Source organism: Arthrobacter roseus, assembly GCF_016907875.1.
GTDB classification, from domain to species: Bacteria; Actinomycetota; Actinomycetes; order Actinomycetales; family Micrococcaceae; genus Arthrobacter_J; species Arthrobacter_J roseus.
This window is the reverse complement of the sequence record NZ_JAFBCU010000001.1, coordinates 738,991-765,479: the sequence shown is the minus strand read 5'-3', so window position 1 is coordinate 765,479 and position 26,489 is coordinate 738,991. Positions and strand designations below refer to the sequence as shown.

At 60.6% G+C, this 26,489-nt stretch carries 26 protein-coding genes and 1 riboswitch; of the genes, 17 read left to right on the top strand and 9 right to left on the bottom strand.

The annotated features are described in order from the left end of the window. Positions 1 to 542 precede the first annotated feature (542 nt). From JOE65_RS04025 to JOE65_RS04015, 3 genes are all read left to right on the top strand, one after another. Positions 543 to 1,082, top strand: a complete 540-nt coding sequence (locus JOE65_RS04025) for a uracil-DNA glycosylase family protein (protein WP_205162027.1) — start codon at positions 543 to 545, stop codon at positions 1,080 to 1,082. Between the two features lie 127 nt (positions 1,083 to 1,209). Continuing rightward, entirely contained in the window at positions 1,210 to 1,386 is a 177-nt protein-coding gene (locus JOE65_RS04020; protein WP_205162026.1) for a hypothetical protein, read from the top strand. 160 nt (positions 1,387 to 1,546) lie between these two features. Beyond that, positions 1,547 to 1,942: a hypothetical protein gene (locus JOE65_RS04015; protein ID WP_205162025.1), complete on the top strand. Its 396-nt coding sequence runs from the start codon at positions 1,547 to 1,549 to the stop codon at positions 1,940 to 1,942. 674 nt (positions 1,943 to 2,616) lie between these two features. Here JOE65_RS04015 and JOE65_RS04010 read toward each other — a convergent pair. Continuing rightward, positions 2,617 to 3,402 carry a hypothetical protein gene (locus JOE65_RS04010; RefSeq protein ID WP_205162024.1) on the bottom strand — a complete coding sequence of 262 codons (786 nt, stop codon included), beginning with the start codon at positions 3,400 to 3,402 and terminating at the stop codon, positions 2,617 to 2,619. Between the two features lie 647 nt (positions 3,403 to 4,049). Between JOE65_RS04010 and JOE65_RS04005 the strand changes: the two genes are divergently transcribed. After that, positions 4,050 to 4,577 (top strand): DUF427 domain-containing protein, encoded by a 528-nt coding sequence (locus tag JOE65_RS04005; RefSeq protein ID WP_205162023.1) that lies wholly within the window; start codon positions 4,050 to 4,052, stop codon positions 4,575 to 4,577. Between the two features lie 17 nt (positions 4,578 to 4,594). On the opposite strand, the gene JOE65_RS04000 is transcribed toward JOE65_RS04005, so the two are convergent. The 4 genes from JOE65_RS04000 to JOE65_RS03985 all read right to left on the bottom strand — a co-directional run bounded on the left by JOE65_RS04000 (position 4,595) and on the right by JOE65_RS03985 (position 7,896). After that, positions 4,595 to 5,107: a flavin reductase family protein gene (locus tag JOE65_RS04000; RefSeq protein WP_205162022.1), complete on the bottom strand. Its 513-nt coding sequence runs from the start codon at positions 5,105 to 5,107 to the stop codon at positions 4,595 to 4,597. 17 nt (positions 5,108 to 5,124) lie between these two features. Next, positions 5,125 to 6,534 (bottom strand): LLM class flavin-dependent oxidoreductase, encoded by a 1,410-nt coding sequence (locus tag JOE65_RS03995; RefSeq protein ID WP_338021541.1) that lies wholly within the window; start codon positions 6,532 to 6,534, stop codon positions 5,125 to 5,127. 10 nt (positions 6,535 to 6,544) lie between these two features. Further along, positions 6,545 to 6,643, bottom strand: a riboswitch (SAM riboswitch). 71 nt (positions 6,644 to 6,714) lie between these two features. After that, complete coding sequence (locus tag JOE65_RS03990) at positions 6,715 to 7,365, bottom strand: SDR family oxidoreductase (RefSeq protein ID WP_205162021.1); 651 nt, start codon at positions 7,363 to 7,365, stop codon at positions 6,715 to 6,717. Positions 7,366 to 7,434: 69 nt separating this feature from the next. Next, positions 7,435 to 7,896 (bottom strand): DUF3817 domain-containing protein, encoded by a 462-nt coding sequence (locus JOE65_RS03985; protein ID WP_205162020.1) that lies wholly within the window; start codon positions 7,894 to 7,896, stop codon positions 7,435 to 7,437. 153 nt (positions 7,897 to 8,049) lie between these two features. On the opposite strand from JOE65_RS03985, the gene JOE65_RS03980 reads away from it, so the two are divergent. The 7 genes from JOE65_RS03980 (at position 8,050) to JOE65_RS03950 (ending at position 12,996) form a co-directional block, all read left to right on the top strand. Then, on the top strand, positions 8,050 to 8,454 hold the full coding sequence (locus JOE65_RS03980; RefSeq protein WP_205162019.1) for an ester cyclase: 405 nt from the start codon (positions 8,050 to 8,052) through the stop codon (positions 8,452 to 8,454). Positions 8,455 to 8,594: 140 nt separating this feature from the next. Then, a complete protein-coding gene (locus JOE65_RS03975; RefSeq protein ID WP_205162018.1) occupies positions 8,595 to 9,245 on the top strand; it encodes a DUF6318 family protein in 651 nt (216 codons plus the stop codon). Between the two features lie 224 nt (positions 9,246 to 9,469). Further along, the gene (locus tag JOE65_RS03970) at positions 9,470 to 10,210 is read left to right on the top strand and encodes a PKD domain-containing protein (protein ID WP_239536611.1); all 741 of its coding nucleotides are present in this window, start codon (positions 9,470 to 9,472) and stop codon (positions 10,208 to 10,210) included. Positions 10,211 to 10,324: 114 nt separating this feature from the next. Next, on the top strand, positions 10,325 to 10,780 hold the full coding sequence (rlmH, locus tag JOE65_RS03965) for a 23S rRNA (pseudouridine(1915)-N(3))-methyltransferase RlmH (RefSeq protein WP_205162017.1): 456 nt from the start codon (positions 10,325 to 10,327) through the stop codon (positions 10,778 to 10,780). 112 nt (positions 10,781 to 10,892) lie between these two features. After that, the gene (locus JOE65_RS03960; protein WP_205162016.1) at positions 10,893 to 11,480 is read left to right on the top strand and encodes a hypothetical protein; all 588 of its coding nucleotides are present in this window, start codon (positions 10,893 to 10,895) and stop codon (positions 11,478 to 11,480) included. 58 nt (positions 11,481 to 11,538) lie between these two features. Then, positions 11,539 to 12,255 carry a YcnI family copper-binding membrane protein gene (locus JOE65_RS03955; protein ID WP_205162015.1) on the top strand — a complete coding sequence of 239 codons (717 nt, stop codon included), beginning with the start codon at positions 11,539 to 11,541 and terminating at the stop codon, positions 12,253 to 12,255. 63 nt (positions 12,256 to 12,318) lie between these two features. After that, positions 12,319 to 12,996 carry a DUF4232 domain-containing protein gene (locus JOE65_RS03950; protein ID WP_205162014.1) on the top strand — a complete coding sequence of 226 codons (678 nt, stop codon included), beginning with the start codon at positions 12,319 to 12,321 and terminating at the stop codon, positions 12,994 to 12,996. On the opposite strand, the gene JOE65_RS03945 is transcribed toward JOE65_RS03950, so the two are convergent. Together JOE65_RS03945 and nhaA are read right to left on the bottom strand one after the other, a co-directional pair. Further along, entirely contained in the window at positions 12,997 to 13,857 is an 861-nt protein-coding gene (locus tag JOE65_RS03945) for a uracil-DNA glycosylase (RefSeq protein WP_205162013.1), read from the bottom strand. Between the two features lie 24 nt (positions 13,858 to 13,881). Then, positions 13,882 to 15,228: a Na+/H+ antiporter NhaA gene (gene nhaA / locus JOE65_RS03940; protein WP_205162012.1), complete on the bottom strand. Its 1,347-nt coding sequence runs from the start codon at positions 15,226 to 15,228 to the stop codon at positions 13,882 to 13,884. 138 nt (positions 15,229 to 15,366) lie between these two features. On the opposite strand from nhaA, the gene JOE65_RS03935 reads away from it, so the two are divergent. From JOE65_RS03935 to JOE65_RS03910, 6 genes are all read left to right on the top strand, one after another. Further along, the gene (locus JOE65_RS03935; protein WP_205162011.1) at positions 15,367 to 20,064 is read left to right on the top strand and encodes an ATP-dependent helicase; all 4,698 of its coding nucleotides are present in this window, start codon (positions 15,367 to 15,369) and stop codon (positions 20,062 to 20,064) included. Further along, the gene (locus JOE65_RS03930) at positions 20,057 to 20,854 is read left to right on the top strand and encodes a DNA-formamidopyrimidine glycosylase family protein (protein ID WP_205162010.1); all 798 of its coding nucleotides are present in this window, start codon (positions 20,057 to 20,059) and stop codon (positions 20,852 to 20,854) included. Before JOE65_RS03935 ends, JOE65_RS03930 begins: the two co-directional genes overlap by 8 nt. A 39-nt stretch (positions 20,855 to 20,893) precedes the next feature. Beyond that, positions 20,894 to 21,805, top strand: coding sequence for an RluA family pseudouridine synthase (locus tag JOE65_RS03925; RefSeq protein WP_205164008.1), 912 nt, complete (start codon positions 20,894 to 20,896; stop codon positions 21,803 to 21,805). A 122-nt stretch (positions 21,806 to 21,927) separates the two neighbouring features. After that, positions 21,928 to 23,253, top strand: a complete 1,326-nt coding sequence (locus tag JOE65_RS03920; protein ID WP_205162009.1) for a tryptophan-rich sensory protein — start codon at positions 21,928 to 21,930, stop codon at positions 23,251 to 23,253. Between the two features lie 83 nt (positions 23,254 to 23,336). Further along, positions 23,337 to 24,119 (top strand): DUF1684 domain-containing protein, encoded by a 783-nt coding sequence (locus JOE65_RS03915; RefSeq protein WP_205162008.1) that lies wholly within the window; start codon positions 23,337 to 23,339, stop codon positions 24,117 to 24,119. 68 nt (positions 24,120 to 24,187) lie between these two features. Beyond that, a complete protein-coding gene (locus tag JOE65_RS03910) occupies positions 24,188 to 24,607 on the top strand; it encodes a VOC family protein (protein ID WP_205162007.1) in 420 nt (139 codons plus the stop codon). 11 nt (positions 24,608 to 24,618) lie between these two features. Here the strand turns inward: JOE65_RS03910 and JOE65_RS03905 are convergent, their stop codons facing one another. Both JOE65_RS03905 and JOE65_RS03900 read right to left on the bottom strand, forming a co-directional pair. Further along, on the bottom strand, positions 24,619 to 25,989 hold the full coding sequence (locus JOE65_RS03905; RefSeq protein ID WP_205162006.1) for a type II toxin-antitoxin system HipA family toxin: 1,371 nt from the start codon (positions 25,987 to 25,989) through the stop codon (positions 24,619 to 24,621). Then, entirely contained in the window at positions 25,986 to 26,270 is a 285-nt protein-coding gene (locus JOE65_RS03900) for a helix-turn-helix domain-containing protein (protein ID WP_205162005.1), read from the bottom strand. The genes JOE65_RS03905 and JOE65_RS03900 overlap by 4 nt, the downstream gene beginning before the upstream one ends. Positions 26,271 to 26,489 lie beyond the last annotated feature (219 nt).

Here is a 26,489-nt window from a genome sequence, read left to right as displayed (position 1 = left end):
AACCTTCCGTTCATAGTCTCTGTCGCAGGGCAGTAACGAGCTCGATGATCTAAGGTGGCGTCGCGATGGGACTGGTTTTGGGGCGCCGCGAGGATGGTTCGGATGCCGCATCTCCGTCGAGACGCCAGCGAACCATGAGTTTCGAGATCCGATCTTGCGAGACACCGTAGCGGCGAGCGACCCCTGATTGTGACTGGCCGACAAGAACAGGCTGATTGAGACCTGGGCTTGAACGAACAGGTCCGCCGCCTTTTCGTTGCCCACCTCGACCTCAGTCTTTTGTAGAAGCCATTTTGAAATGCCTCAGGAGGATTGCATAGCCCGGTTCGGCGAGCGGTCGGGACGAGAAATCATTTCAATGCCTCTCGGCTGAAGTATCCAGTAGCCTTACACCGTTGTCACAGCCAAATTCAGGAGGATAATTTGATTCGGTTCGCAGACTTTATGAGGGTGCCAGAGCCAGGACTCACCAAGGTGAAGTTCAATATGCGTGTGGGCATAGAAGGGGCGAAGTTTGAACGTTCGAACGGAATTCCCACGGAATGACCGACCTCATCGACTATCAGGAGCGCGTCGAGTGGATGGGCAGTGAGGTACTCACTCTCGCCGAAGTATGGCCCACGCGTCCGCGGGCTGTGATCGTCGGAGTTAATCCCTCGCTGACGAGCGTTGCCGCCGGGCACTATTTCCAAGGGCAGGGCGCACGCGGTCGGATCATGAAGCTGGTCAAGGCCGGGCTCATGGAGCTCAATGACGGTGAGCGTCACTTCGAACGAGCCGCGCTCGAAGCCAACGTTGGTTTCGCCGATCTGGTCCGGCGACCGACACCAAGCGCAGCTGACCTGCCTGACTACGAGATTGAGTACGGCAAAGAACTCTTCGAAACGAAGATGGCTGCACGTGAGGTTCCGCTCGTCATCGCCATTTATGCCCCGCCGGTGGAGGCACTAATGAGAACAAAGGCCCAACCTGGCTACCAGAGCGAGCTGACATCGTGGGGTGCGCGCGTATTCAACCTCCCGCGTCCTTACTTGAAAGCGGAATTGGCGGCCGAGGTCATGGCAAAACTCAACTTGAACTAATGGGAAATAGGTTCGCGATTGGCATCCATGGGTATAGCCTTGCACCGAGGTTCTGGACGCCGTCGCGTAGAGCATCTCGCGACTCGGCATTCCCATAACGTGTCGGACGCCCCGGTTGGGTTGCCCCATGTCCCTAACGAGCTACCTCAATAGCGCGCAGTCGTCCATTCGGCAGTTCATCCATGCAAGCGCCACAGAGCTCGCGCTTGCCGGGACTTCCGGACGCAATGGCAAAGCGATGGCCTCGTTCCTCGGGATCTACCGGGTCTCGATTTCGCAAACACGCCGCGCAGGGAGGGCTTGATCATCGCGTCGGAGAACCCTCTGTCGTTCACAGGGCAAAGCATATCCACGAGGTACTCGAGACGGCCCTAGGTTTCGCCTATTTCACTCTTCATAAGAAAAGCGACCATCCTTTGAGCATCGCCAGAGCATCTGTACCTCTCGCTTGGTGCGAGAGCATCATGCGTGCCGGCCCCACGGTTGCGCTTTCGGACAATCTCAGTCGGCAGATCAAACGAGCAAAAGACGCTACCGATCTCATGATGGGCATCGATGAGCCGCTGCTAGTCGACATAGCAACAATGCGCGACCGCGTGGTCTCACTCATGGGGAAATGGAATCGAGTCATCGCGGCAGGAGATCACTACGTGCCGAATCCGAGCTTCCTTGGAAGCCCAGCAGTGGGTGGAGCCGACGGGGATTGCGCTATCGGAGACCTCCTCGTGGATCTCAAGACAACGGAGAAGATCACTAACCCCTGGCTCAAGGACACCCTGTTCCAGCTCCTTGGCTATGCGCTCCTCGGCCTTGACGATGCGTTGGGCATCCGTAGAGTCGGCATCCTGCTCCCCCGGTAGCCGTTCGTTGCGGTCTGGAGCATGGACGAGCTCCTCAACCGAGACTCGGCCGACGCTCTTCCAGAACTTCGCGCAGAGTTTGCCGATCTACTCAGCGAGATGTTGCAATAACAGTTCCCAGAGGTAGACCTGACGACAGAGAAGTGCTAATCAATAATCGACGAAGGACAGGCCGATGAATGATGCGAGCAGTAACGAATCAGGGCTTCGATGCCCATCAAGCGGCAAAAACGTCGGGAGGATGATCGAGATCCCCGGCTCAGACGATTGGAAGATCGAATGCCCGACGTGCGGTTGTAAATGGCACGGCGGCAGCACCGTGCTTGATGAGCACGACCGCTGTCGTTAGCTGCTCCTTCACACCTCTGCGCGCAGCTGGCGATGGCATGGTTTTCGTCGAGCCCCGTCCACAAGCAGGGCACTGGGTCTTTTGCCTTCGATTGCTTGGGCCATGTGTTGGTTCGACTGGGCACTTGGTCCCGTTGCGGTTCAGCTTCGTGACAGCAGGGTCGTCCTTGTCGATGGTAATCATCGGTGGGATCCGCCCCGGATCCGAGATCAGGGATCATTCCGCGTGCAGGTACTCCGGCGACGCTAGCGGATAGACCGTCAGGTCACAGGGATGGGTAGATGTTGTCTGGATTGGGTTCGGTATTAGGAACTCCTCTTTGTCACTACATCTCGCAGCGGCGGTCGTAGAGTGCCCAACCTCGTTTCAAGATTTGGAATGACGCCTCGAAAGGCTGCGCGATTTCTTCCAAGGATCCTCCTGCGATGCCTGTGCTAAGCGGCTGCCCCTTTACCGCGGGTTGGAATACAACTCGCTGAGCCAGAGCCCAGGTTAAGGCGTGCGCGTCTCCGCTCATTTGTCGCCACAGAAGGTTCACCTCGTTCTGCAGGTTTGCGTTCGTTCTGTAGGTCACTTCGGCGGCATACGGGATTACAACATCTGAAATGTTCAGAAGTACGTCTCCCCCAGCCTTCCGTGCTTCGTTCATCCGACTCGTCAGCCATTCCATTTGCGCTCGGGTCTGCTGCTTTTCAACCTCTGTAAGGCCTGGAGATTTCAGAGTTTCTTTGTGAAACTGTCTTGAACGTTTGTACGATTCAGCGATCGCAGCCAGCCCACGACCTCTGCGGATCTCAGCTTCGTCGGGTCCTAGGATGTAGACGGCTTGGGATGCTGCCAGTAAAGCGCCCCGCAGAGTGGTGTAATGCGCTATGGGGTAAACCTCTTCTGCTTTGACGGCTGTCCAGGCTAGGCGAAGATGCTCACCAGCAGAGATCAGGCAAATACGTGCGGCCTCGCTGATGGGATGGGCCTCGAAGACGGTATCGTCCTTATGAAGCTCGCTGCCGTCCTGTGGATTCTCGCGCCGCCTCGCACGGAGCCTCCACCCTTCAAGATCGGGTACACGGCATTTGATGTGATCGTAATACGCCTCAGATTTGTCGCTCATCAGAGCATGTCCCCGTCACGTGGGTAAATCGCACGGAAGCGCGGCTCAGTTCATAAGAATGAAACGTAGTCCGGAGACTAGTTGGTGAGCTCATGCTCGAACACTAACGCAGAACGTGTTCTGAATTCGAGGGGCTTAAGGCACAGGAGGCCGCGGAGTCTCATTCTCTGTAGAGGAAGAGTTTGCACCCAGCAGCTAGTCGAATTTCCCGAACGGCCCCGCTGCGTGTGACGGAATCCGCTCCATCCTCAGTGACTTCGCGAGAAAAATTACTCCTACGACCAAAATGAAGAGAGCCAAACCGAGCAGAGCTTGATCAGTCGATGTCGCAGGGCACCCCGCAGAACTGTCGTCCTCGGCGCAAGAGCGCCACGGCTGCAGAAAAAAGACCACGCTACCCACAGCGCCAATAAGAGTTAGCAGAAGCCCCAACGTAGCGTTCACGGTATTTCTAGAAAGAGCCATGAGTTATTGAACCACGGCGAACAACACAGTGTGATTACTCCCCGTTGGAGGATTTATCGCTCTGACAGGACTCTTGGTTCTACTCGTGTGGCCGCTATGAAAGAAGAAGCCAGCACGGCCTTGGCCGCAAACATCTGCCGCGTACACGACCGCGTTTCAGGAATTAGTGGCACCATGAGGTTATGACCCCTGCAAAAGGTTTTTTCGGATCGTTCCAACGTCCTCAGCCCATCAAGCCCACGGCGTCTGAAGAATCAGTCTGGGACTACCCGCGGCCACCTGCGGTCGACCCACGATCGGAACGAGTCATCGTGCGACTGGGCGGGCAGGTCATTGCCGACACCACCGACGCCGTGCGCGTCCTGGAGACGAGTCATCCACCTGTTTATTACCTACCAATGGATTCGTTCACTGACGGTGTGCTCGTTGCAGTCGAGGGCACCAGCTTCTGCGAGTTCAAGGGACCCGCCCACTACTTCGACGTCATTGCTGGCGGCGTCACCGCTCCTCGTGCCGGTTGGACCTACCCGGATCCCACATCGGGTTTCGAGGCACTCGGTACCCGGGTAGCCCTCTACCCGGGTCTCATGGATTCCTGCGAGGTCAACGGCGAACAAGTGACCACCCAAGATGGTGACTTCTACGGCGGGTGGATCACCAAGCAGATTGTTGGTCCGTTCAAGGGTGGCCCGGGCACCACCGGCTGGTGACCCACGCAATCGTGACGCTACCGATCGTCTAGGCGTAAGTACTGACCCCGGTAGAACAGGAGTGGCTCGCCGGAATAGTGGACCTCCAGGTCCTGAACGGCGCCGACGACGATGGTGTGGTCGCCGCCGTCGTACTCCGCCTGCAGCTCACAGTCGATCGAGGCAAGACTGCCCGGCAACCGCGGAGAACCGTTGGGCCCAACGGCCCACTGAACGCCCGCGAATTTGTCCGTACCCGAACGGGCAAATTGATTGGACAGGGACTCGTTCCCCGCCGACAGAATGTTCACCGTAAAGCGTCCCACGGACCGAATGTGCGGCCAGGACGTCGACGATCGAGCCGTGCTGAAAGTGATCAGGGGCGGATCCAGCGACAGCGATGAGAAAGACTGACAGGTAAACCCCACGGGACCATCGGGCCCCATAGCGGTGATGACCGTAACGCCGGTGCCAAAGTGGCCGACGACGTCGCGGAAGGTGCGCTGGTCAATCACTTGTGACCGGGCGCCGGAAGCAAAAGTGGTAGTCATGACTTGTCCTCACACTCTCAGGAAACCACATGGGCATCGCTCAACCGAAAACGGCTTCCGCGATGCTCCTGTGGCAGTTTGTCGCCGGCGCCGAAGAGCTTGTTTCTCAGCGTCCCCGGCTCATAAGAATCTGGGTAGGCGTTCCGCTTCTGCAACTCGGGAATCACGAACTCCACGATATCTTCGAACGTGCCCGGCGTGATCGCATAGGCAAGGTTGAACCCGTCAACATCGGTGTCTTCAACCCACGAGATCAGCTCCTCCGCAACCTCAGACCCGGAGCCGACCAGGCGGGGTCCCAGCCCGCCAATGGATGCCCGCTCGGCAATGTCGCGCAGGGTCCACGGCTGGCCGTCGTCGTTCTTTTTCTGCAGGTTCGCGACGACGGACTGGATGGCGTTGGACTTCACATCGCCAATGGGATCATCGAGGTTGTACTGCGAAAGGTCCGTTCCCATCCAGCCCGAAAGCAGCACCAGAGCACCCTCATGGCTGGCGTATTTCTGGTAGTCCTCATGCTTGGCCTGCGCTGCCTCAGGAGTCGCATCGGTGATGATCGTCAACAGCGTGTAGATGCGCACCGAATAGCGATCCCGGCCCTCGGCTTCCACCGCGTCGCGAATCTTGACGACGGTGTCCTTGAGAATCGATTTCGTGGGCGACGCAACGAAAATTGCCTCAGCATTCCCCGCTGCAAAAGCAACCCCACGAGGCGATGCACCCGCCTGGAAAATAACTGGAGTTCGCTGCGGAGAAGGCTCACTCAGGTGGATTCCCGGAACCTTGAAGAAACGGCCCTCATGATTGATGCCATGAACTTTGGCAGGATCGGCAAACACTCCAGCTTCGCGGTCACGCACGACGGCGTCGTCTTCCCACGATCCCTCAAGCAGCTTGTAAACCACTTCCAGATATTCATCGGCGTGGTCGTAGCGCTCATCGTGTTCGAGCTGGTCCTGATTGCCCATGTTTCGCGCGGCCGAGGGCAAGTAGCCGGTGACGACGTTCCAACCCACCCGCCCATTGGTCAGGTGATCCAGTGTGGAGAGCCTGCGCGCGAAGGGGTACGGATGCTCATACGCGGTGCCCGCGGTTACGCCAAAGCCCAGATTCTCTGTGACCAGCGCCATCGCCGACACCAGAAGGAAGGGGTCATTCACTGGCACCTGCGCGCCCTGGCGGATGGCGGCGTCGGGCGTTCCACCAAACGTGTCATACGTGCCCAGAACGTCGGCGATGAAAAGCCCATCAAAGAAGCCCTTCTCCAACGTCTGCGCCAGATCCGCCCAGTAACGCAGGTCCTTGTACCTCCACGACTGATCGTCCGGATGCCGCCACAGCCCGGGAGACTGGTGGCCAACACAATTCATGTCGAAGGCGTTGAAACGGATACGGCGCTCAGTGATTTTTGGGGTTGCGGCAGACACAGGGAAATCCTCTCCATCGGTCCTGGCAGTAGCACCCTGCGCCGGAAAATTCCGGTCAGGGTTGCTGCGGCGTCACGGAGCCAGATCTCTCAGCCGCTCGGGATGGTTACGAACCCAGTTCACAACACATCCTGCCGATGGGTAAATAGCGGGCGTCACAAGACGTAACGCCGCCCCCTCTTAGATGGACGCCAGAGCCTTCGCAATGGGCGCTCCACCGTTGTTGAACTCGAGGAACTTTCCGATTGTTTTCGGCTCAGCGAGTGCTGCCGCAGCTACTTCTGCCACGTCGTCGCGCGAGACCTTACTGGCCTCGACGCCGTCGCCTATTTCAATAAGCCCTGTTCCCTTGTCATCTGAGAGCCCGCTTGGCCCAAGGATGGTCCAGTCCAGTTTGGTGCCTCGCAGATGCTCATCAGCCTCAGCTTTGGACTCTGCGTAGGCGTAGAAGTCGTCATCCTCGGGCACACCGTGGTCCTTGCTGGCCCCGAAGTAGGAGACCATGACGAAGCGTTTCACCCCGGCCTCGACGGCTGCATCTATGGTGCGGATCGCGGCGTCGCGGTCTACCGACCAGGTCCGCTCAGGGCTACCGCCACCGGCTCCAGCTGCCCAGACGACGGCGTCGTGTCCGCGGAGTGCGTCAGCGATTTCTGCGGCGTCCGACTTTTCAACGTCGGCCACCAGAGCGCTTGCTCCGGCGGACTCCACGTCCTTGGTCTGATCAGGATTGCGGATGACGGCGCTGACCTCGTGCCCTTGCCCGGCCAGGATGGGGGCGAGTTTCAGGCCAACTTTTCCGTGGCCTCCGATAATAGCGATGCGGGACATGGGGAATCCTTTCGTCGTTAACCACCACCGTAAGCACACTGACCTACGGGTTTCTACCCAATTTCGCTGTTAGTTGAACCACTCTCCGGGCGGGCCCAGCAGCAGCAGGACGCTGAAGACTACGGCCACGGCAACCACGGCGATAACAACAGCCAGTAACAGATGACCCAGCACCCACGCCTGCAGTGTCTCGATAAATCCGTGCGGTTCCTCGCCACCTTCGGCCAGTCTCCACCCGCCATCGAGCATTCCCCGGTGGTCGAGCGACTTCTCCACCGGGATGGTGGCATACGGGACGATGGCGGATACGACGGCGAGCGCGCCAGTTTTCGCCGGCCACTTCTGGTTCACCCAAAGGAACACAGTGACGACGACGTAGCAAAGGAATACGAACCCGTGAATGCCACCGCCGATGCGGACCCCAATCTCCGTGGTCTCAGTGACGTACTTAAGAATCAACCCGATGATCAGCAGAGTCCACGTCACCGCCTCAGCGAAGGCGACGGCGCGGAACAGTTTGCGGGGAGACATATAGAAGGTCCTCGGTTGAAGAGATGGTGTACCTGCAACTATCCCACGGGGTACGCAGGTTCCCTGTGCGGACAGTGACAGGGTGTTGACCTTCTGTTAGCGTCGAAACAGTAGAGAAAATAAGTGTGCTGACTACCCATATAGGAGATGCTCATGTCACGTGAAGTAAACCTCGACGCCCAGAAGAAGCTCGGCGAGCTGTTGAACAACCACGAGGTTGACCGGTTGGACGAAGTCTTCGACAACAACGTAGTCGATCACGATCCCGCACCCGAGCAAGCGCCAGGTGGCCAGGGCATCAAGGACTTCTGGAATCAGTTCCTCAGCGCATTCCCAGACCTTAAGATCCAGCCAGAGGCCCAGGTCGCCGATGAAGAACACGTGACCGTGGTCCTCACAGTAACCGGCACACATCAGGGCACGTTCCAGGGTATTGAACCCACCGGAAAGCGCTTTACCGCCCGTGGCATCCAGGTGGGCCGTTTTGCCAACGGCAAGATCGTGGAGCGCTGGGGCGCAACCGATGTAGCTGGAATTCTGAACCAACTGGGTCAGTAGACATCCAGTCTGTTGGTAGGCACGGGACTAAGCTCCGTGCCTACCAACATGTGGATAACTTTTTCACAAGACATAGCTGTTGGGTACTCTTGAGTTGAATCGACTTGATAACGCTCGTTCTCCTCTACTCAGGATGCCCTATGTCTCGCCTCTCCTTGAAGAACTCCCGTCTGCTCCGAACCAGCGCCTTGGCCTTGTCCGCGCTGCTCCTCATAGCGGGGTGTGCAGGAAGTCCGTCGGCTGATCCCAGCAGCTCCGCGTCCGGCTCGAGCAGCGAATCCGTCTCGCCGACCCCGACGGCGACGCCCACTCCAACGCCGTCGTACAAGCCCGCCTCCGAAGACGGCCCGGCTGAGAACGTGCCCGTTCCGGAAATGCCAGCAGTGGCGAAAGAGCATACCGAGGAGGGGCTCAAGGCGTTCATTGAGTACTACTTCGAGCTCATTAATTACACGAATGAGTCTCAAAGCACCGACGCCATTGCTCCATCCACAAATCTCAAGTGCGCGTCGTGTAGCCGGATCGTGCGAAACGTCAATAACTATAAGGCGGACGGCATGTGGATGGTAGGCGGTGAGTACTCCATTGACCTCATATACGCGGACTTGTCGAATCGGCCTTTGGGTTACAAGTACGCGAACATAAAGTTCCATCAATCCGCTTCGACGGACTACAAGGGCCCCCAAGAAGTTGATGAAGAATTTGAATTGAGTAGCGACATTCGGTGGCAAATGTCGCTCAAGCCGGTTGAGAATGGCTGGATCGTCGTGGACATGGGCGCAGGTAAGTGATTCTGCGTTTTAACCCCAGCGCTTCTGCCGTCGCAATTCTTGTAGCCGTAGTCCTACTACTGGGCGCTCTTACCCAGATCGCACCTGCTTACGCGTCAGATGGCGATTGCGATGACATCGGTGGTCGTGCAAACGGCGGCGGATTTGATACCGGCGGCCAGTATTGTGCGCCCAAGCCCCCTGGGACGTCAGGACCTCCCACGGGTGAGGTAAATCCGGCCCCGGTGCCTTTACCGCCCGCTATCCCCACTGAGCCGGACTCAAAATACCGATACTGGGAAGCCATCGAGTGCTCGGACGCGAACGGGGATCTCAATCCGGTATGTCTCGGGACTGCCTCTACTTGCGACGACGGGACCGCCCGCCTTCAGACCTGGCGCATCCTCAATAGGCCAGACCAAGACCCCCGTACAGCGACAAAAATTGGTGCTCCCCGCTGCGCTGCTCCGGATGATCCTCAATTGCCACGCGCTGACGAAGACCCCGTCGTCACTCTCAAGGACTTCCAAAGGCTCGGCATCATCTCGTCCAAGGTCAGCATCCAGCCACGACCGCATACGCTCATCCGAGCCCACAACAACTTCTACGCCACTGCGGAAACCCAGAACTTTGATATCACCTTGATAGGAAAAGCTGTAAAAGTCCGGGCGACACCGGGCAGCTACACCTGGAACTACGGCGATGGGACAACACGAGGTCCGATCACCGAGGCAGGGACCCCGGTTCACGAAACGCACTGGGGCGAAGAAACCGCGACGAGCTACGCGTACCTGGAAACCGGCGACTACAACGTCCAACTCACCACGTTCTTCCGCGGTGAATTCTCCGTTGAGGGCGGCCCCTGGCAAGCCATCCGAGGACAAGCGCAAGTGGCCTCAGAACCAGTGACCCTAAGCGTCTGGCGATCCGAATCCCGAAACGTCTCCGAAACCTGCGCAGAAAATCCAGAAGGCTGGGGCTGCTGACTCTAGGAGCGAGCTACCAAATAATCCTCAAACCGGTCGACAATGGCTGGATCGTCGCCGATCTGCGATGGCCACAGTAATCATGGCTTCGTCCAGGTAACGGACAATAGACTCATGGCACTGCGCATCCTCACCGTCGGCAAGAAACACGAATCCTGGGTGGCGGAAGGGATCGGCCGCTATGAAAAGCGCATGAAGAAGCCCTTCGACGTCAGTTGGCAGCCCATCCCCCACTCCTCACGCGAAGGAGACTCAGCCCGCAAAGAGGAATCGGAACGGCTCTTGGCCAAAACCGGAACGGACTTTGTGATCCTCCTCGACGAGCGAGGCAAAGCCATCACCTCGCCGAAACTCGCGCAAACCCTTCAGCAGCCACTCGACTCATCCAAGAACGTCACCCTCATCATCGGCGGTGCCTACGGTGTAGACGACACCGTGCACCAGCGTGCCGACTTCATCTGGTCACTCTCACCCCTAGTGTTCCCGCATCAGCTGGTCCGCTTGATCGTGATCGAACAGCTCTACCGCGCCCAAGAAATCGCGGGCGGACGCCCCTATCACCACGAGTAGGCTGAGAATTCGTGCCGAACGCTTGGGTACGGTAACCCAGCCAACTCGAGCGCTGCAACGAACTACCCTAGACTGAAGCGCGAGTTCTACAAGCGATAGAAAAGGAGTAGTCGTGCGCCAGCATCACGCCAGGCTGCTCCGTGCGAGTGTCATCACGGCAGTCATTATTGCGCTCTCATCCATTGCCCACCTTGCCGGTGGTGGATCGTTGCCGGATCCGGCCGTCGTCGTCGGGCTGACAGCCCTGACCATGCTCGCTGTGACTACAGCCGCCAAGCGAACCCTGTCCCTACCGGTTCTCACGCTGATCCTGTCCGCTGCACAGGGCGGGCTGCACCACCTCTTCGGCACGCTCTCAGCCGCAGTCCACTGCGAACCGGGATCCCACGCCCACCACGCAATAACTACCTGCACCACGGCGGGCGCAGGGCTTCATCACCAGCCAGTCGACGCAGGCCTTGGCAGCGCGATGTTCATCGCCCATGCCCTGGCAACGGTGGCAACCGCCGTCGTCATCACCCGCGGCGAGGAAGCCATTCATGCTACCGCTGCGTGGCTGAGGCCGCTCTTCAGCCCACCTCAACTGACACAGCCACAACTGCCGATCCGACTACTCGTACCGGTAGCGACGCCAAAGCCTGTAACCTCGCCGTACCTCGTGGCGCCCCCGTCCCGCGGACCACCCATAACCTCTCACTGACCCGTATCCAATTATTCCCGCGCAGGCCACAGCGCCGCGCACAGTGAAAGGTTTTCCCATGCAGATTCGCCGTACCCTCCTTGCTTCCGTTGCAACCCTGGGTCTCATGACCGCGGGCGTCGCTTCGGCCAGTGCCCACGTCACCGTGACACCAGATTCCACCGACGCCGGCGCCTACTCCGTCCTCACCTTCGCCGCCTCCCACGGGTGTGAGGACTCCCCCACCACAAGTTTCACTATCGACATTCCAGACACCATTGCAGACGCGAAGCCCACCGTTTACGCGGGCTGGGACGTGAAGAAGGTGGAGGAAAAGCTGGACGAACCACTGACGCTTGAAGATGGCAGCTCCATCACCAAGCATGTCGGGAAAATTGTTTACACCCCCAAGACCCCTCTTGAGGATGGCTACCGGATGGCACTCGAAGTCCAGATCCAGAATCCGGACAAATCCGGTGAAACCCTGGCGTTCCCGGTGCTGCAGAAGTGCGCCGAGGGCGAGACGGACTGGTCCGAGATGCCGGCTGAAGGCCAGGATCCCCACGAGTTGGAGGCTCCTGCCCCCTCTTACACCCTGACCGAAGCCACCGAGGAAGACCACCACGCGGCGTCCGGCACTGAGGAGGACGCAGAAGCCACCGGTAACAGCACCGAGCGTGTGTCAGCAGACGACGACGCCTCGCCGGTTCCCGGCTACCTTGGCCTGGGTGCAGTGGTTCTCGGGCTGATCGTGGGCGGCATTGCGCTGGCCCGTACGCGCACGTCCACCAAGTAAAGTCTCTGCAACACTGGCCGCGTCATAGTTGACTCGGCCATGTCGTTGCGGTGAGGTGTTGCTATGAATATTGTGCGTAGTAAGTCCCCCACCCTTGTCGTTGCCGCGGCGCTCAGTTCGCTGCTGTTCCTCGGGGGCTGTGGCACTTCAACGCCAGAGGCTTCAGGCGACACCTCACCGACGACGACCACCGCGTCGCCGTCCACCAAACCGGCGATCGCGACGCCGTCGTCGGACCCCACCTACACCGCCACCACCACCGCGGTGCCGAGTGAAACGGCAACACCTTCGCCCACCCCGACCGATCCCATCCAGAACCGCTGCACGGCGGGAATGCTGAGCGGGGAAATTGTCACAAATCCCGGTGCTGGCGCAGCAAGCGGTGTGTTGCGTGAGTTGGTCTTGACGAATACAGGCAGCAAAAACTGTGTCCTGCACGGTTGGGCCGGCGTCTCGTTCGTTGCCAATGGCGACCAGGTGGGCGCTGCGGCGGAACGTGCGTCGGAGAAGGCCCCAGTTGCCAATGAACTAAAGCCTGGTGCATCGGCGGCGGCAGAGCTGATGGAGACTCGCGCCGGTAAATACACTGAGTGCGAGCAGGTCAAGACCACCGCGATCCGCGTCTACCCGCCCGAGAACACCAGCTCCCTACTGGTTCCATTCGAAAGCACGGGCTGCGCCAACGCGGACATCAAGCTGCTGACCATCGGCACGTTCCAGCCCTTCACACCTGCTAAGTAGTCACCTGCCGGCGATGGCCGCTGCGTCGCCAATAACGGCGTCAATCATGGGAACGGTCAACTTTCCCGTGAACGTATTGCGCTGGCTGGGATGGAAACAGCCCAGAACGACGACGGCGCGTCCGGCGTCCCCCTCCGGTGGTTGGACTTCCACGCGCGCAGCGTGCCCAAACTTCGGCAGCGGTCGGGGAACGGTGTAGCCGCAGCGTTTCAGGGCGCGGAAGGCAGCTGACCACCCGTAGGAACCCAGGCAAACGATCACTTTCACGCTGGGCAGGACGAATTTCAGCTCAGCGTCGAGCCATGGCGCGCAGGTATCGCGTTCGGCGATCGTGGGCTTGTTGTCCGGCGGCGCGCAGCGGACGGTGGAAACCATACGGGTATCGATGAGTTCCTGACCATCCCCCGCCGAAACACTGGTTTCCTGAACCGCCAAGCCTGCCCGGTATAGTGCGCCAAACAACCAGACGCCAGCCATATCTCCCGTGAAGGCACGCCCCGTCCGGTTGCTGCCCGTTGCCGCCGGGGCCAGTCCCACAATGAGAACCCTCGGATGGGAGCTGCCGTACCCGGGGATCGGCCGGCCCCAGTACGGTTCAGCGGCTGAAGCCTTACGTTTGTCGCGGGCAATCTGTTCCCGCCAGTTCACGAGCCGGGGACAGGCCCTGCACACGGAAACCTGCGCGTCCAGTAATTCAAGGTGCCGGGTGCTGGCCGCCCGGGCTACGACGTCGTCCGCGTTTTCAGCCACCGGAGTTGTGGGCGAAGCAGGGTCTCCCGGCCACCCTGTTCCGGGTAGAACGGGGCTGGGGAACAACTGCCGTGTGATCGGATGCGGCAGATCAACAGGCCCAGTGCTCATACCGGGAAGTTTATCGCCGGACCGTCAGTGCTCGAAGACATCCGGGGTTCCATCGTGATCGGCATCGACCTTTTCCTTCAACTCCAGCCGCCGGTAATGGCGGTTACGCATCCGCAGGACAATGCTGGCTAACAGCGCTGCGAGGAGCGAGCCAACGAGGATGGCGACCTTGCCGTGGTCATCATGGATACTGCCGGAACCGAACGCGAGCTCGCTGATCAGCAGAGACACCGTGAAGCCGACGCCCGCAAGCATTGCAACACCCAACAAGTCTGTCCACGACAGGTCCGGGTCCAGTTCTGCCCGGGTGGCCTTCGTGACGCCCCACGCGGCGAGCAGGATACCCACGGGTTTGCCCACGACCAGTGCGACGACGATCCCCACTGCGAGTGGGTCGGAGACGGCGGTGACAAAACCGTCCCAACCGCCAATGGCAACGCCGGCCGAGAAAAACGCGAAGATCGGAACCGCGACTCCCGCGGAAAGGGGCCGCAACCGATGCTCAAGGATGGCCGCCAGCCCATCGTGGGCGCCGTCGTCGGGCCGTGGTTGTCCCTTGGCCCGGGCAGCCAACACCGGAACCGCGAAGCCAAGCAGGACACCGGCAACCGTCGCGTGGACCCCGGAGGCGTGCACCAGCGCCCACACCAGAAGCCCCAGAGGCAGGAGGAACAGCCAAGCCGCCGACGATTTCCGGCCGAAGAAACCGGAGAAGCGGTGGGCGAGGAAAGCGTAGAGAGCCAGCGGGAGGAGCGCCAGCAGTAGTGGGAGCACCTGAATTTCACCGGAATAGAAGAACGCGATAATCGCGATGGCGAGCAGGTCATCGACTACGGCGAGCGTCAGGAGAAAAATACGCAGCGCGCTGGGCAGGTGGGTGCCAACGACGGCGAGCACGGCGACGGCGAACGCAATGTCAGTTGCCGTCGGGATGGCCCACCCTCGGAGGACTTCCGGGCCCGCGGTGGCCGCAATGGCAACGAAAACCAACGCTGGTACGATGACGCCGCCCATCGCCGCAGCGACCGGGACTATAGCCCGGCTGGGCGTGCGGAGGTCCCCGGCGATGAACTCGCGTTTCAGTTCGAGGCCGGCCAGGAAGAAGAAGATCGCGAGCAACCCGTCTGCGGCCCACGTTCCCAGGCTCAGCTTCAAGTGCCACGGTTCGTAGCCGATCTTGTACTCACGCAGGGCAAAGTAGGCGTCTGCTGCGGGGCCGTTGGCAAGGATGAGGGCTACGACGGTCGCTGCGAGGAGAAGTACTCCGCCAACAGTTTCCTTGCGGAGGATCGCGGTAATGCGCAGGTGCTCGGGGTAACTTCCCCGGCTGAAGATGCTGCTTTTCTGGGCGGGATTCCTATGTTTTGTCATAAAGTCCTTGGATTGAGAGCGCGCAAAATACACGCCGACCAGACTTCCCGGCTCACCGTGACCCACTCTACCGGTGTTGGGGACTCGGTTCTGTAGCCCATTTCGAAAAATGTCCGTCCAGTGTTGGATGATAAAGCCATGACGCAGGTGCTGGAGAAGTTCACCCCGGCCACCAGAGAGTGGTTCGCCGGTGCCTTCGCCGAGCCCACACCCGCGCAGGTGGGTGCCTGGGAGGCCGTATCCCGCGGGGCTAACGCGCTCGTTGTTGCGCCGACTGGCTCTGGTAAAACACTCGCGGCGTTTCTCTGGGCGTTGGACCGGTTGTTGGTGACGCCACCTTCGGCGGAGAAGGGTCGGCGTTCAACGCGCGTGCTGTATATATCGCCATTGAAGGCTCTCGGCGTAGATGTGGAACGCAACCTTCGGGCACCGCTCATCGGAATCACCCAAACCGCCCGCCGGCTGGACCTGCCCACACCGGAGATCACGGTAGGCGTCCGGAGCGGGGACACCCCACAGTCGGAACGGCGACAGTTGCTCAGCAGGCCCCCGGACATCCTGATCACCACGCCAGAGTCCCTGTTTCTGATGCTCACCTCGAAGTCCCGGGAAACCCTCTCGGAGGTGGACACTGTCATCATCGACGAGGTCCATGCCGTTGCTGGCACCAAAAGGGGCGCGCATCTGGCCGTCTCGTTGGCGCGCCTTGATGCCATGCTCGAACGGCCGATCCAACGGATTGGTCTCTCGGCCACGGTGGAACCCAAAGAAACTGTGGCCCGGTTCCTCGGTGGGAACGCGCCCGTGGAGATCGTGGCACCGCCGTCGCGCAAAACCTGGGACATCACCGTGACTGTACCTGTGGAGGACATGACGGAACTGGGTTCGGCCCCCTCCCCCTCAGGCTCAGACTCAGGCGCAGACTCAGGCTCAGACAGCGCAACGAACGACGGCGGCTACTCACCGCAGGCCAGCATCTGGCCGCACGTTGAGGAGAAGATCGTTGACCTCGTTGAGGCAAATCGGTCCACGATCGTGTTCGCAAACTCTCGGCGTCTAGCGGAACGACTAACGGCGCGGCTGAACGAGATCCATGAGGGCCGAGTTGCCGGGGACAATATGCGCGACGGCGGGGTTGCCGAGGTTGCCGAGCACCGCAACCCGCCGGCCCAGATCGTGGCGCAGGCGGGACTGTCGCAGGGAGCGGATCCGGTCCTTGCTCGCGCACACCATGGTTCCGTGTCCAAGGATCAACGTGCGCTGATCGAAGACGATCTCAAGGCTGGGAGACTACGCTGCGTCGTCGCAACCTCATCGCTGGAACTCGGAATCGATATGGGCGCCGTGGATCTGGTGGTTCAGGTTGAATCACCGCACTCGGTAGCGAGTGGACTTCAGCGCGTAGGCCGTGCCGGTCACCAGGTGGGCGAGGTATCCCAGGGCGTCCTGTTCCCCAAGCACCGCGGAGACCTGGTCAACACCGCTGTCACCGTGGAACGCATGCTCTCCGGCCAGATCGAGCCGCTCAACATCCCCACCAACCCGTTGGACATCCTCGCTCAGCAGACCGTCGCTGCCACAGCGCTTGAATCCATCGATGTGGAGGAATGGTTCGACGTCGTGCGCCGTTCCGCTCCGTTCACCACGCTTCCCCGCTCCGCCTTTGATGCCACCCTGGATCTGCTGTCTGGCCGCTACCCATCGGATGAGTTCTCGGAATTAAGGCCGCGCATTGTGTGGGACCGGACCGAGGGAACCATCACCGGACGTCCCGGCGCCCAGCGTTTGGCTGTCATCTCCGGGGGTACTATCCCGGACCGCGGCCTCTTCGGTGTCTACATTGTTGGTTCGGAGGAATCTGCCAACAAGGGCGGCCGGCGTGTGGGCGAGCTCGATGAGGAGATGGTTTACGAGTCGCGGGTGGGCGATGTCTTCGCTCTCGGCGCCACCAGTTGGCGGATCGAGGACATCACCCACGATCGCGTCTTGGTATCACCGGCATTCGGGCAGCCTGGAAAACTGCCGTTCTGGAAAGGCGATTCACTCGGACGTCCAGTAGATCTGGGCCGGGCACTGGGCGCTTTTGTCCGCGAAATCAGCGGATCTTCACGGGAGTCTGCGCTGGAACGGTGCGCCGCCATCGGCCTGGACGCGTGGGCTGCGGGTAACCTGGTCAGTTATATTTCCGAGCAACAGGTTGCTACAGAAGTGATCCCCAGCGATCGCAATCTGGTGGTTGAACGCTTCCACGATGAACTCGGTGACTGGCGCGTCATCCTGCACAGCCCCTTCGGGATGCCGGTCCATGCGCCGTGGGCGCTGGCCGTGGGTGCCAGGCTTCATGCGCGGTACGGTTTGGACGGTTCAGCGATGGCGTCCGACGACGGCATTGTGCTGCGGGTACCACTCATGGACGATGAACCGCCGGGAGCGGACCTCTTCCTGTTCGACGCCGACGATCTGGACCGGATCGTGACGGCGGAGGTGGGCGGATCAGCGTTGTTCGCTTCTCGTTTCCGTGAATGCGCAGCCAGGGCGCTACTTCTGCCTCGGCAACATCCGGGAAAGCGCTCCCCTCTCTGGCAGCAGCGGCAACGTTCGGCCCAGTTGCTGGACGTCGCCCGTAAGTACCCCACGTTTCCGATAGTTCTTGAAACAGTGCGTGAATGCTTGCAGGATGTCTACGATCTCCCAGCACTGAAAGGCATTGCTGCCTCCATCGAGCGCCGTGAAATACGGGTTGTGGAAACAACCACGTCCCAGCCCTCGCCCTTCGCACGGTCTATCCTCTTCGGCTATGTTGCGTCCTTCCTCTATGAAGGCGACTCCCCCTTGGCTGAACGCCGAGCAGCAGCTTTGTCACTGGACCCGACGCTGCTGAACGAACTCCTCGGCAGAGCCGAATTGCGGGAACTGCTGGATGCAAAGGTCATTGCCCAGACGGAAGAGGAACTGCAGCGTCTGGCGCCAGACCGGAAAGCTCGTGGCGCAGAGGGCATAGCCGACCTGCTCCGGCTCCTCGGGCCGCTTTCGACCGCCGAGATATCAGCCCGCCTGGAAGATTGCGAACTGGTCGATCAACACGTCGCCGAACTGACCCGTGCCAACCGTGCGTTCACCGTTGGCATGGCGAGCATCCAACGCATCGCTGCCGTAGAAGATGCTGCCCGGTTGCGAGACGCCGTTGGAGTTCCGCTGCCCATGGGGATTCCCCTGGCCTTCATTGAGCCGGTCGCCGATCCGCTGGGTGACCTGGTAGGACGCTACGCGCGCACCCACGGACCATTCACAGCGGGCGAAGCGGCTGCCCGGCTGGGGCTCGGCGTTGCCGTGGTCACCGCCACCCTTCAGCGACTAAGCCATGAAAACCGTGTCGTTGAAGGCGAATTCCGACCCACGGAAGCGCTGCCAGCAACAGACGATTCCCACCGCCCGGCCTCCTCCGAGTGGTGCGACGTCGAGGTCCTGCGGCGGCTGCGCCGTCGTTCCCTGGCTGCCCTTCGGCACGAGGTGGAGCCAGTGGACCCACCAACGTACGGCAGGTTCCTGCCTGTATGGCAGCATGTCGGCTCTACGCTGAGAGGGCTCGACGGCGTTGCGACCGTGGTGGACCAGCTCTCAGGTGTTCCCATCCCGGCCTCCGCCTGGGAGCCGCTGATTCTCGGATCACGGGTGGCCAACTACGCGCCGTCGATGCTCGACGAGCTCACAGCCACCGGCGAAGTGCAATGGTCCGGCGCAGGTGCGCTTCCGGGCAACGACGGTTGGATCGCCCTGCACCTGACCGAGAACGCTCCGTTGACGCTGAACCCCGCGGCCAATTTTGAACCCTCAGAGTTGCAATCCCAGTTGCTCACAACGTTGGAGGGTGGCGGTGCCTACTTCTTCCGACAGCTGGTTCAAACGCTGGGCCCCACCGGTTCCGCTGATGATGCCGTCATCCAGGCGCTCTGGGAGCTCGTGTGGGCGGGCAGGATCAGTAACGACACCTTCACGCCGGTTCGGTCGCTGCTCAGCGGAGGCAAAACGGCACACAAACGTAAGGCCTCCCCCGGCCGGGCACGATCCGCCAGGCTGAGCCGCCCTGGCCGTGCTCCAGGTGCGTCACTCACCGGCGCGTCGATGAAGCTCTCGGTCGACGGCGACCACCGCCAACCACGCAACGCCCCGCCCATGGTCGCTGGCCGTTGGAGCGTGCTGCCCGGCGTCGAACCGGACGTCACCGTGCACGCGCACGCAACCGCGGAACTACTCATGGACCGCTATGGAGTGGTCACGCGCGGCGCAGTAGCCAATGAGGGGACGCCGGGCGGCTTCGGGTTGATGTACAAAGTACTGGCTCGGCTGGAGGAAATGGGCAGGTCCCGCCGTGGTTACTTCATCGAACAGTTGGGGGCTGCACAGTTCGCCGTGCCCGCAACCGTTGACCGGCTCAGATCGTTTTCTCACGACAACCAGCTCGGTGACGTTACGCCGTCGGCTGTGGCACTCGCGGCGACAGACCCCGCCAACCCGTACGGTGCAGCCCTGTCCTGGCCGAGTCTCGAGAACGGACACAGACCTGGGCGCAAAGCCGGCGCGCTCGTGGTTCTCGTGGACGGGAAGTTGTCGCTCTACGTTGAACGCGGCGGTAAAACACTGCTGTCTTTCAGCGAGGACCCGGTAGAGCTAAGCATTGCGGCGGCCGCCCTCGTCAGCATCATCCGCCGTGGTGCCGCAGACAAAATGGCGGTCGAAAAAGTCAACGGCGAATCCATACTGGACACACCCATGGCATCAGCACTCATCCACGCCGGTTTCTACACCACTCCAAGGGGGTTAAGAATCCGTGCCTGAGGGAGATAACGTCTGGCGGATAGCCCGGCAACTGGACGCCGTACTCGCGGGCAAGGTTTTGATCAGGTGCGATGTCCGGGTGCCCAAATACGCCACAGTGGATCTGTCCGGGCTGATCGTAGAGAACGTTGCGTCCCGCGGAAAGCACCTCCTGATCCGCATCGGTGACCCCGAGAATGGGAGCATCATCCATTCCCACCTGAAAATGGAGGGCACCTGGCACGTGTACGGGCGCGGTGAGCGATGGAGACGCCCAACCCACAAGGCGCGCTGCGTGCTCGAGGTGGATAGCGCCGTCGTCGTTGGTTTCGAATTAGGCATCCTGGAAGTCCTGTCCCGGCGCAATGAGGACGACGCCGTCGGCTACCTGGGACCGGACGTACTCGGTCCGGGTTGGGATGAGGCTGAAGCACTCCGACGCTTGCGTTCCCACCCGGAGGAACCCGTCGGTGTCGCACTTCTGGACCAGCGCAATCTCGCCGGACTCGGGAACATCTACCGGTGCGAAGTGTGCTTCCTGGCACGGGTCAACCCTTTTACCCCCATGGCGGATGTACCCAATCTGGAGCGGATCGTCACCCTGTCGAAGGCGCTCCTCGAGGCCAATAAGGACCGCAGTAATCGCTCGACGACCGGGACCGCCGTCGGACGCCACGGCGATCGTTTCTGGGTCTACGGCCGCAACCGCTGCCTGCGGTGCCGGACGGCGGTGGTCAAGGACATGCTCGGCGCCAATGAGCTCGCTCTACGAGACGTCTACTACTGCCCGAACTGCCAACCGCTGGTATAGCTCTCTGGCCGTGCCGGAGGCCGGTACGCTATTCGGGTGATGCAGTCTCCGCTCCCCGTGCGCAACGGCGTCAATGCCACCCGGCTGAGGTTACCCATCGAGGGCCCCTGGGAGACCGCCATGGACTACGTTCTCGATCGTTTTGGCCACGTAGACCCAACGGGAATCAAGAACAGGTTTGAGCGCGGTGAAGTGGTGGGCCTCGGCGGAACCCCTTTAAGCCCGACGACACCCCTGACGGAGCACACCTTCATCTGGTACTACCGGGAACTGCCTGAAGAGACGCGCATGCCAGTGGAGATCGGCATCATCCATCAGGACAATGACCTCCTCGTCGTGGACAAACCCCATTTTCTGCCCACGACACCTGGCGGTACGTACATTTCCGAATCTACTCTGGTGCGTTTGCGGGTGCAGCTGGAGCTGCCCGATCTGATCCCCATGCACCGCCTCGACCGGATGACAGCTGGGGTGCTGCTGTTCTCGGTCAACCCGGCGACCCGCGGAAACTACCAGACACTCTTCGAACGGCGACAGATCTCCAAAAGGTACGAGGCAATCGCACCGTTCCGTCAAGAACTGGAGCTTCCTGTCGTCGTGCGTAACCGGATGGTGAAATCCCGTACCTATCTGCTGGCTCAGGAGGTCGACGGCGAACCGAACGCGGAGTCACTCATCAGCCTGATTGAGACGCGCAAGGGGCTCGGCCGATACCTGCTGGAGCCGCATACGGGCAAGACCCACCAGCTACGGCTGCACATGGCCAAGCTCGGCATCGGGATCCTGAACGACTCGTTCTACCCCGAGCTACTGCCCAAAGCGCCTGATGATTACGCCAAACCGCTGCAGCTTCTGGCTCGGAGCGTTGCGTTTAGAGATCCGTTGACGGGCGAACACGTTGAGTACACGAGCAAGCTCGAGCTGGGTCTTTTCCCGCCCACTCCTGAGTGACCAAAGGTCACTCGTGGTTGCCCCAAAGCCCGGATACCCACAACTACTGACCATCGGTCACCGGGCCAGAGGCCGATCGGCCCGCGACGCAAGACGCAGGGGGCGTTCTGTAGGCTAGGGGCTTGGGTTACGCTGCCACATCGTCCACGGACGCCGTCGAGAGGGAAAGATTCGCCATGGCTCCAGATGAGGTCACCGCACCAGGGACAACGCCGTCATCCGCAGATTCGGCAGACTCACAGCCAACTCCGGTACAGCAGTCAACAGCGCAGCGGCCCGACAGCACCGCAATTAGTCAGCGGCGCCCGAAGCGGCTCAGCGATTGGTTGGACCGCCTAGGCGAACCCGATTGGCGAAGCGCTGAAGACAACGCGTATAGGAAGACCATCTTGGGTGCCAGGCAGCTTCGCCGCCGACTGAAGTTCCGAGAGGAAATCCGCGCCGAAAAAGATGCACGAAAAAACCCGGTCCCGCCGATGCGGCCGGCAGGACGCGCTCCGGAAGTTTTGCACTCGGCTCCGATTCCGCTGACGAGCCGTGCGCGGCCGCGGTCAGCCGCGGCTGCGGAACCCACTGCCTATCCGGTGGGCGCCGAAGTTCCACTGGATGCTTGGCGCCGCTGGACGGTCACGATCTGCCTACTGGTGTGCATTGTGGGTTCCATGATCGGCGTCGGGGTTTTCGGTGGACCGGGGATTGCTGAGGCAGCCGATGGTGCTTTTGCTCCGGATGCAACGTTGCTGGCACCGGCGTCGAGCGCTTTCAGTATCTGGTCCGTGATTTACATAGGCCTCATTGTCTACACGGTGCATCAGTGGTTGCCGTCGCAGCGCACCAGTAAACGGCACCGCGGCATCGGTTGGTGGGTGGCAGCGTCGATGATCCTGAACTGTGGGTGGATTCTGAGTGCGCAGGCAGGTTGGATTGGTTTTTCCCTAGTAGTCATGGGAGCGCTGCTGACGGTCCTCATCGTGGTGTTGCGGCAGATGAACGTGTATCCATCGTTCTCTAGGCTTCAAACGTGGGCTGTGGATGTGCCGTTCGGACTGTACCTGGGCTGGATCATCGTGGCATCGGCAGGAAATATGGCCACCTGGCTGTCGACCACGGGATGGAATCTTTTCGATTGGGGAGCCACTGTGTGGTCCGTCATCGCCCTGACTGTGTTGCTGTTTGGCGGGAGTGTTGCCGCCTCTACCGGCAAACGGGGGCGTCTCTCCGTCGCGATAGCGATTTCGTGGGGTCTGGCCTGGCTGATCGTGCAACGGCTCTGGGGAGAGCCGACGTCGGGCCTTATTGCTTTTGTTGCTGGCGTCGCCATGTTTGCGGTGCTTATTTCCGCTGGTTCTCAACGACACCGGGTGGCACATGCCGAGCGGCTGGCCGTGCGTAGGCAGTGGACGGGGCAGCAGAATACCGTCTTCGTCATCGATCCGTCCGCAGACTAACGGCCTTATACCCTCCGATCAGGGCATGGAAAAGTCTTTCCCGTCGTGCCCCTGTGTCCCTGATCTAATGGCAGACTGGTGCCATGACTACGGGTGAGCAGGCATGGAAAGAATGGCACGAGGCGCGAGAGCAGGAGCTGGCAGCTGATTTTGGTTGGCTCACACTGACGTCATTCCAGTGGTTGAGCCACAATCCCGCACGCATTGAGGGCCTGCCCGGCCAGTGGTCCACGAACGGTTCCTCCGCTGACATCACCGTCGACGAGTCCTTTGGTCTGCTGATGTTCGACGACGGTCAGCCCGTGGACGGAACGGTAACGTCGAGCCTGCGCGAGGGACAGTCGCTGATGTGGGTCCGCCGCGGCGACATAGCGGCAGAACTGGCAGTGCGGAACCAGGCCTACGCTATTCGCACTCGCGACAACAACGCTGAAACCCGCACGCGGTTCGAAGGCGTTCCTACTTTTGACTACAGCGATGACTGGGTACTCAATGCTCGGTTCCAGGCATACCCGGCTCCGCAAATGGAGAACATCAAGTCTGTGCGTGAGGACATACCGCTCATTGCTGAGGCTGTTGGTGAGGTGGTGTTTGAGGTCGACGGCGCAGAGCACCGCCTTCGCGCGGAGGCCAAGGACGACGGCGGTCTGACACTGAACTTCCACGATGCCACCAACGGCGACGCAACCGCTGCGTGGCGCTTTGTCCAGACATCAGCACCGGAGGAGGACGGCAGTGTCGTCCTCGACTTCAACCGCACCCTGAATTATCCATTTGCGTTCACGGACTTCGGTGCGTGCCCTGCGCCGATGAATGCAAACCGGCTGGCGCTATCGGTCCCGGCAGGCGAGAAAAAACCAGTCTAGACCCCTTACGCTCCTGCACATCTCGGCCCATAATCGGTACGTACTGTCCACTACCGAGGAGATCTCCCATGGGCGCCACCCGATTGAATCCGTATCTATCTTTCCGCGACAACGCGCGCGAAGCGATGGAGTTTTATCAGTCTGTCTTTGGTGGGCAGTTGGACGTAAGCACATTCGGCGATTTTCAGGCCAGTGAGGACCCGTCCGAGCAAGACATGGTCATGCACTCGCAGCTGGCGACAGAGAGCGGACTAGTGCTGATGGGCTCGGATACTCCCAAAAGCATGGGCGAACCCTCCGGCGATGGCTACCCGGTGGCTCTGTTTGGCGACGACGACGCCGAGTTGCGCGGGTACTGGGACAAACTGTCCGACGGAGGCCAGGTCACCATGCCACTAGAGCAGTCACCGTGGGACGACAGTTTCGGGATGTGTGTGGACAAGTTCGGTGTGAGCTGGATGGTGAATATCAGCGGATCCGGCGCGTAGTTGCTAAAAACTCAGTACTCCCCCGACAGGTCGCCCTTCGGGGCCGGTCGCTCCCGCGATGCGAACGAGCCGGTGTTCGATTTGCGTGTGGTCTTCCGGCGCGGAGGGCGGACCGTCTCAGGGCGTCCTGAGTGAGTCTGGCTCTGGCTCTCGGCGGAGGTGCGGAGCATATTGATGCGGTCGTCGAGTGCTGTGGCCATCTTCTGCTGCTCCGAGGCAGGAATGTGGTGCTTGATCGCTACCTCTCTCCACGATTCGGCGGCCGTCACAATGCGGGCGATACGTTCGCAGCTCTCCAACGTACTGATGCCGGACGCGGACGCGAGTTCGACCAGACCTGCCCACTCATCGGCAGCTGCAGTTGCGCCCGCGATCGAGGTTGCTCGCTCCTCGCCTATTACGGGGTTTGGGTTCACGTCGAATATGGGGCTCAGCCTCCACCCTCCGACGTCGTCGACCAGCCCGTGATTTCGGAGGTGATCGTCGGTGTTGTGCAGGGCGACGTTCAACACTGCTCGGTCGAACAGTTCCCTCCGGTCCTCGACGAGCGACGCTGAGTGGTCGGCGAGCTTCTCTGCTAAATCGATATAGTCACCCGACTCTCCATCTTTCGCCTCCATCATCGTCATGGCGCTCATGTATCCGATACGGGAGGTGTCGGCGCGGTCGAATCGCTCCACGAGAAGCACATGCCGGTCACCTACCTTCACAAGTTGGCGGCGTGGAACGGCGATGCCAGCGCGCTCAGCGAGGTCGAGGGAGAGAGCCTCCCAGGCCATCACATCCCACTCGTCCTGAGCGTGCGGAAACTTCGCAATAGCGAGCGCGCCGTCCGCCAGGCGGACTGAGGCTTTAGGGCGTGCGCCACCGAGCGACGCGGTCCCTGCGGCGAGAAGGACCTTATACGCCTCGGCGCCGTCCCTGTCCGTGGCGACGTTGTCGCTGGCCCGGAGCAACGCTGGCAGCTCAACTAGTCTCGGCACGCCGGCTCGAGGTGAGAGCATCTCGGTGCTTCCGACCATCGAGAACTGCAGCGCCCCCTGCCGAGTCTCATCGTTCACGCCGAGAAGGAAGTCCACAGCGTCGAATGTCCGGGCCGTTCTGCCCTCTTCCGCCGCCAGTTGGCGTTCCCTCCGCGTCAGAAGGTTACGGCCCCATCTGTCGGGCGTACTATCTCCGAATACCCCCGGCATCGTCGCCACATATTGGTTGCCTGAGAATAGAGGAAGTCCTGGGTCGATCTGCTGGTTCTTTCGGTCTGCGAGGTAGCCGGATTCGTACGTGAACGTCGTCGTGACCTTCTGTCGCTCGCGCGTGAAATGCGCGACGCCGACGAGAATTTGGCGGCCGTCGCGGTTCACATGTACTTGCACGTCGGTCATCGCGCGCGCTTTCGATGTAGGAGATTGGCACGCGCGCGGCCGAGGTCAGTGTGCAATGGGTCGGCTGCGTTGACGATGCTTTCGAGAATTCCGAGTGCCCGTGCTACTCGCAACGCGTTTTCCAAACCAACGTTGCCCTCACCGCGTTCCAAGTTGCGTAGGGTCGGCAAGGAGATATCGGCGCGTTCGCACACCTGCTGAGCAGTGAGCCCTTGCACCATGCGCCAAGACCGCAGGTGCTCACCGAACGTCGCCTGCTGCTTTTCGATGTTGTATGCCATGAACTTTCCTTAGATAATGCCATCAGGTTATCATTTAAGGAGGGTAGGTGAAAGAATAATGGCATTATCGCCCGGGGTTTCAAGCAAGAAGACTCGGTCAAGAACAGCACATTCCGTTCCTTTCCTCGAGAGTGTAAGATACGTCACAGTAGCCATCACCTGTTCGCATGGATAACCTGGTGCGGCTGTCCCGACGTCGTCGGCCTCAACCATGCTAGA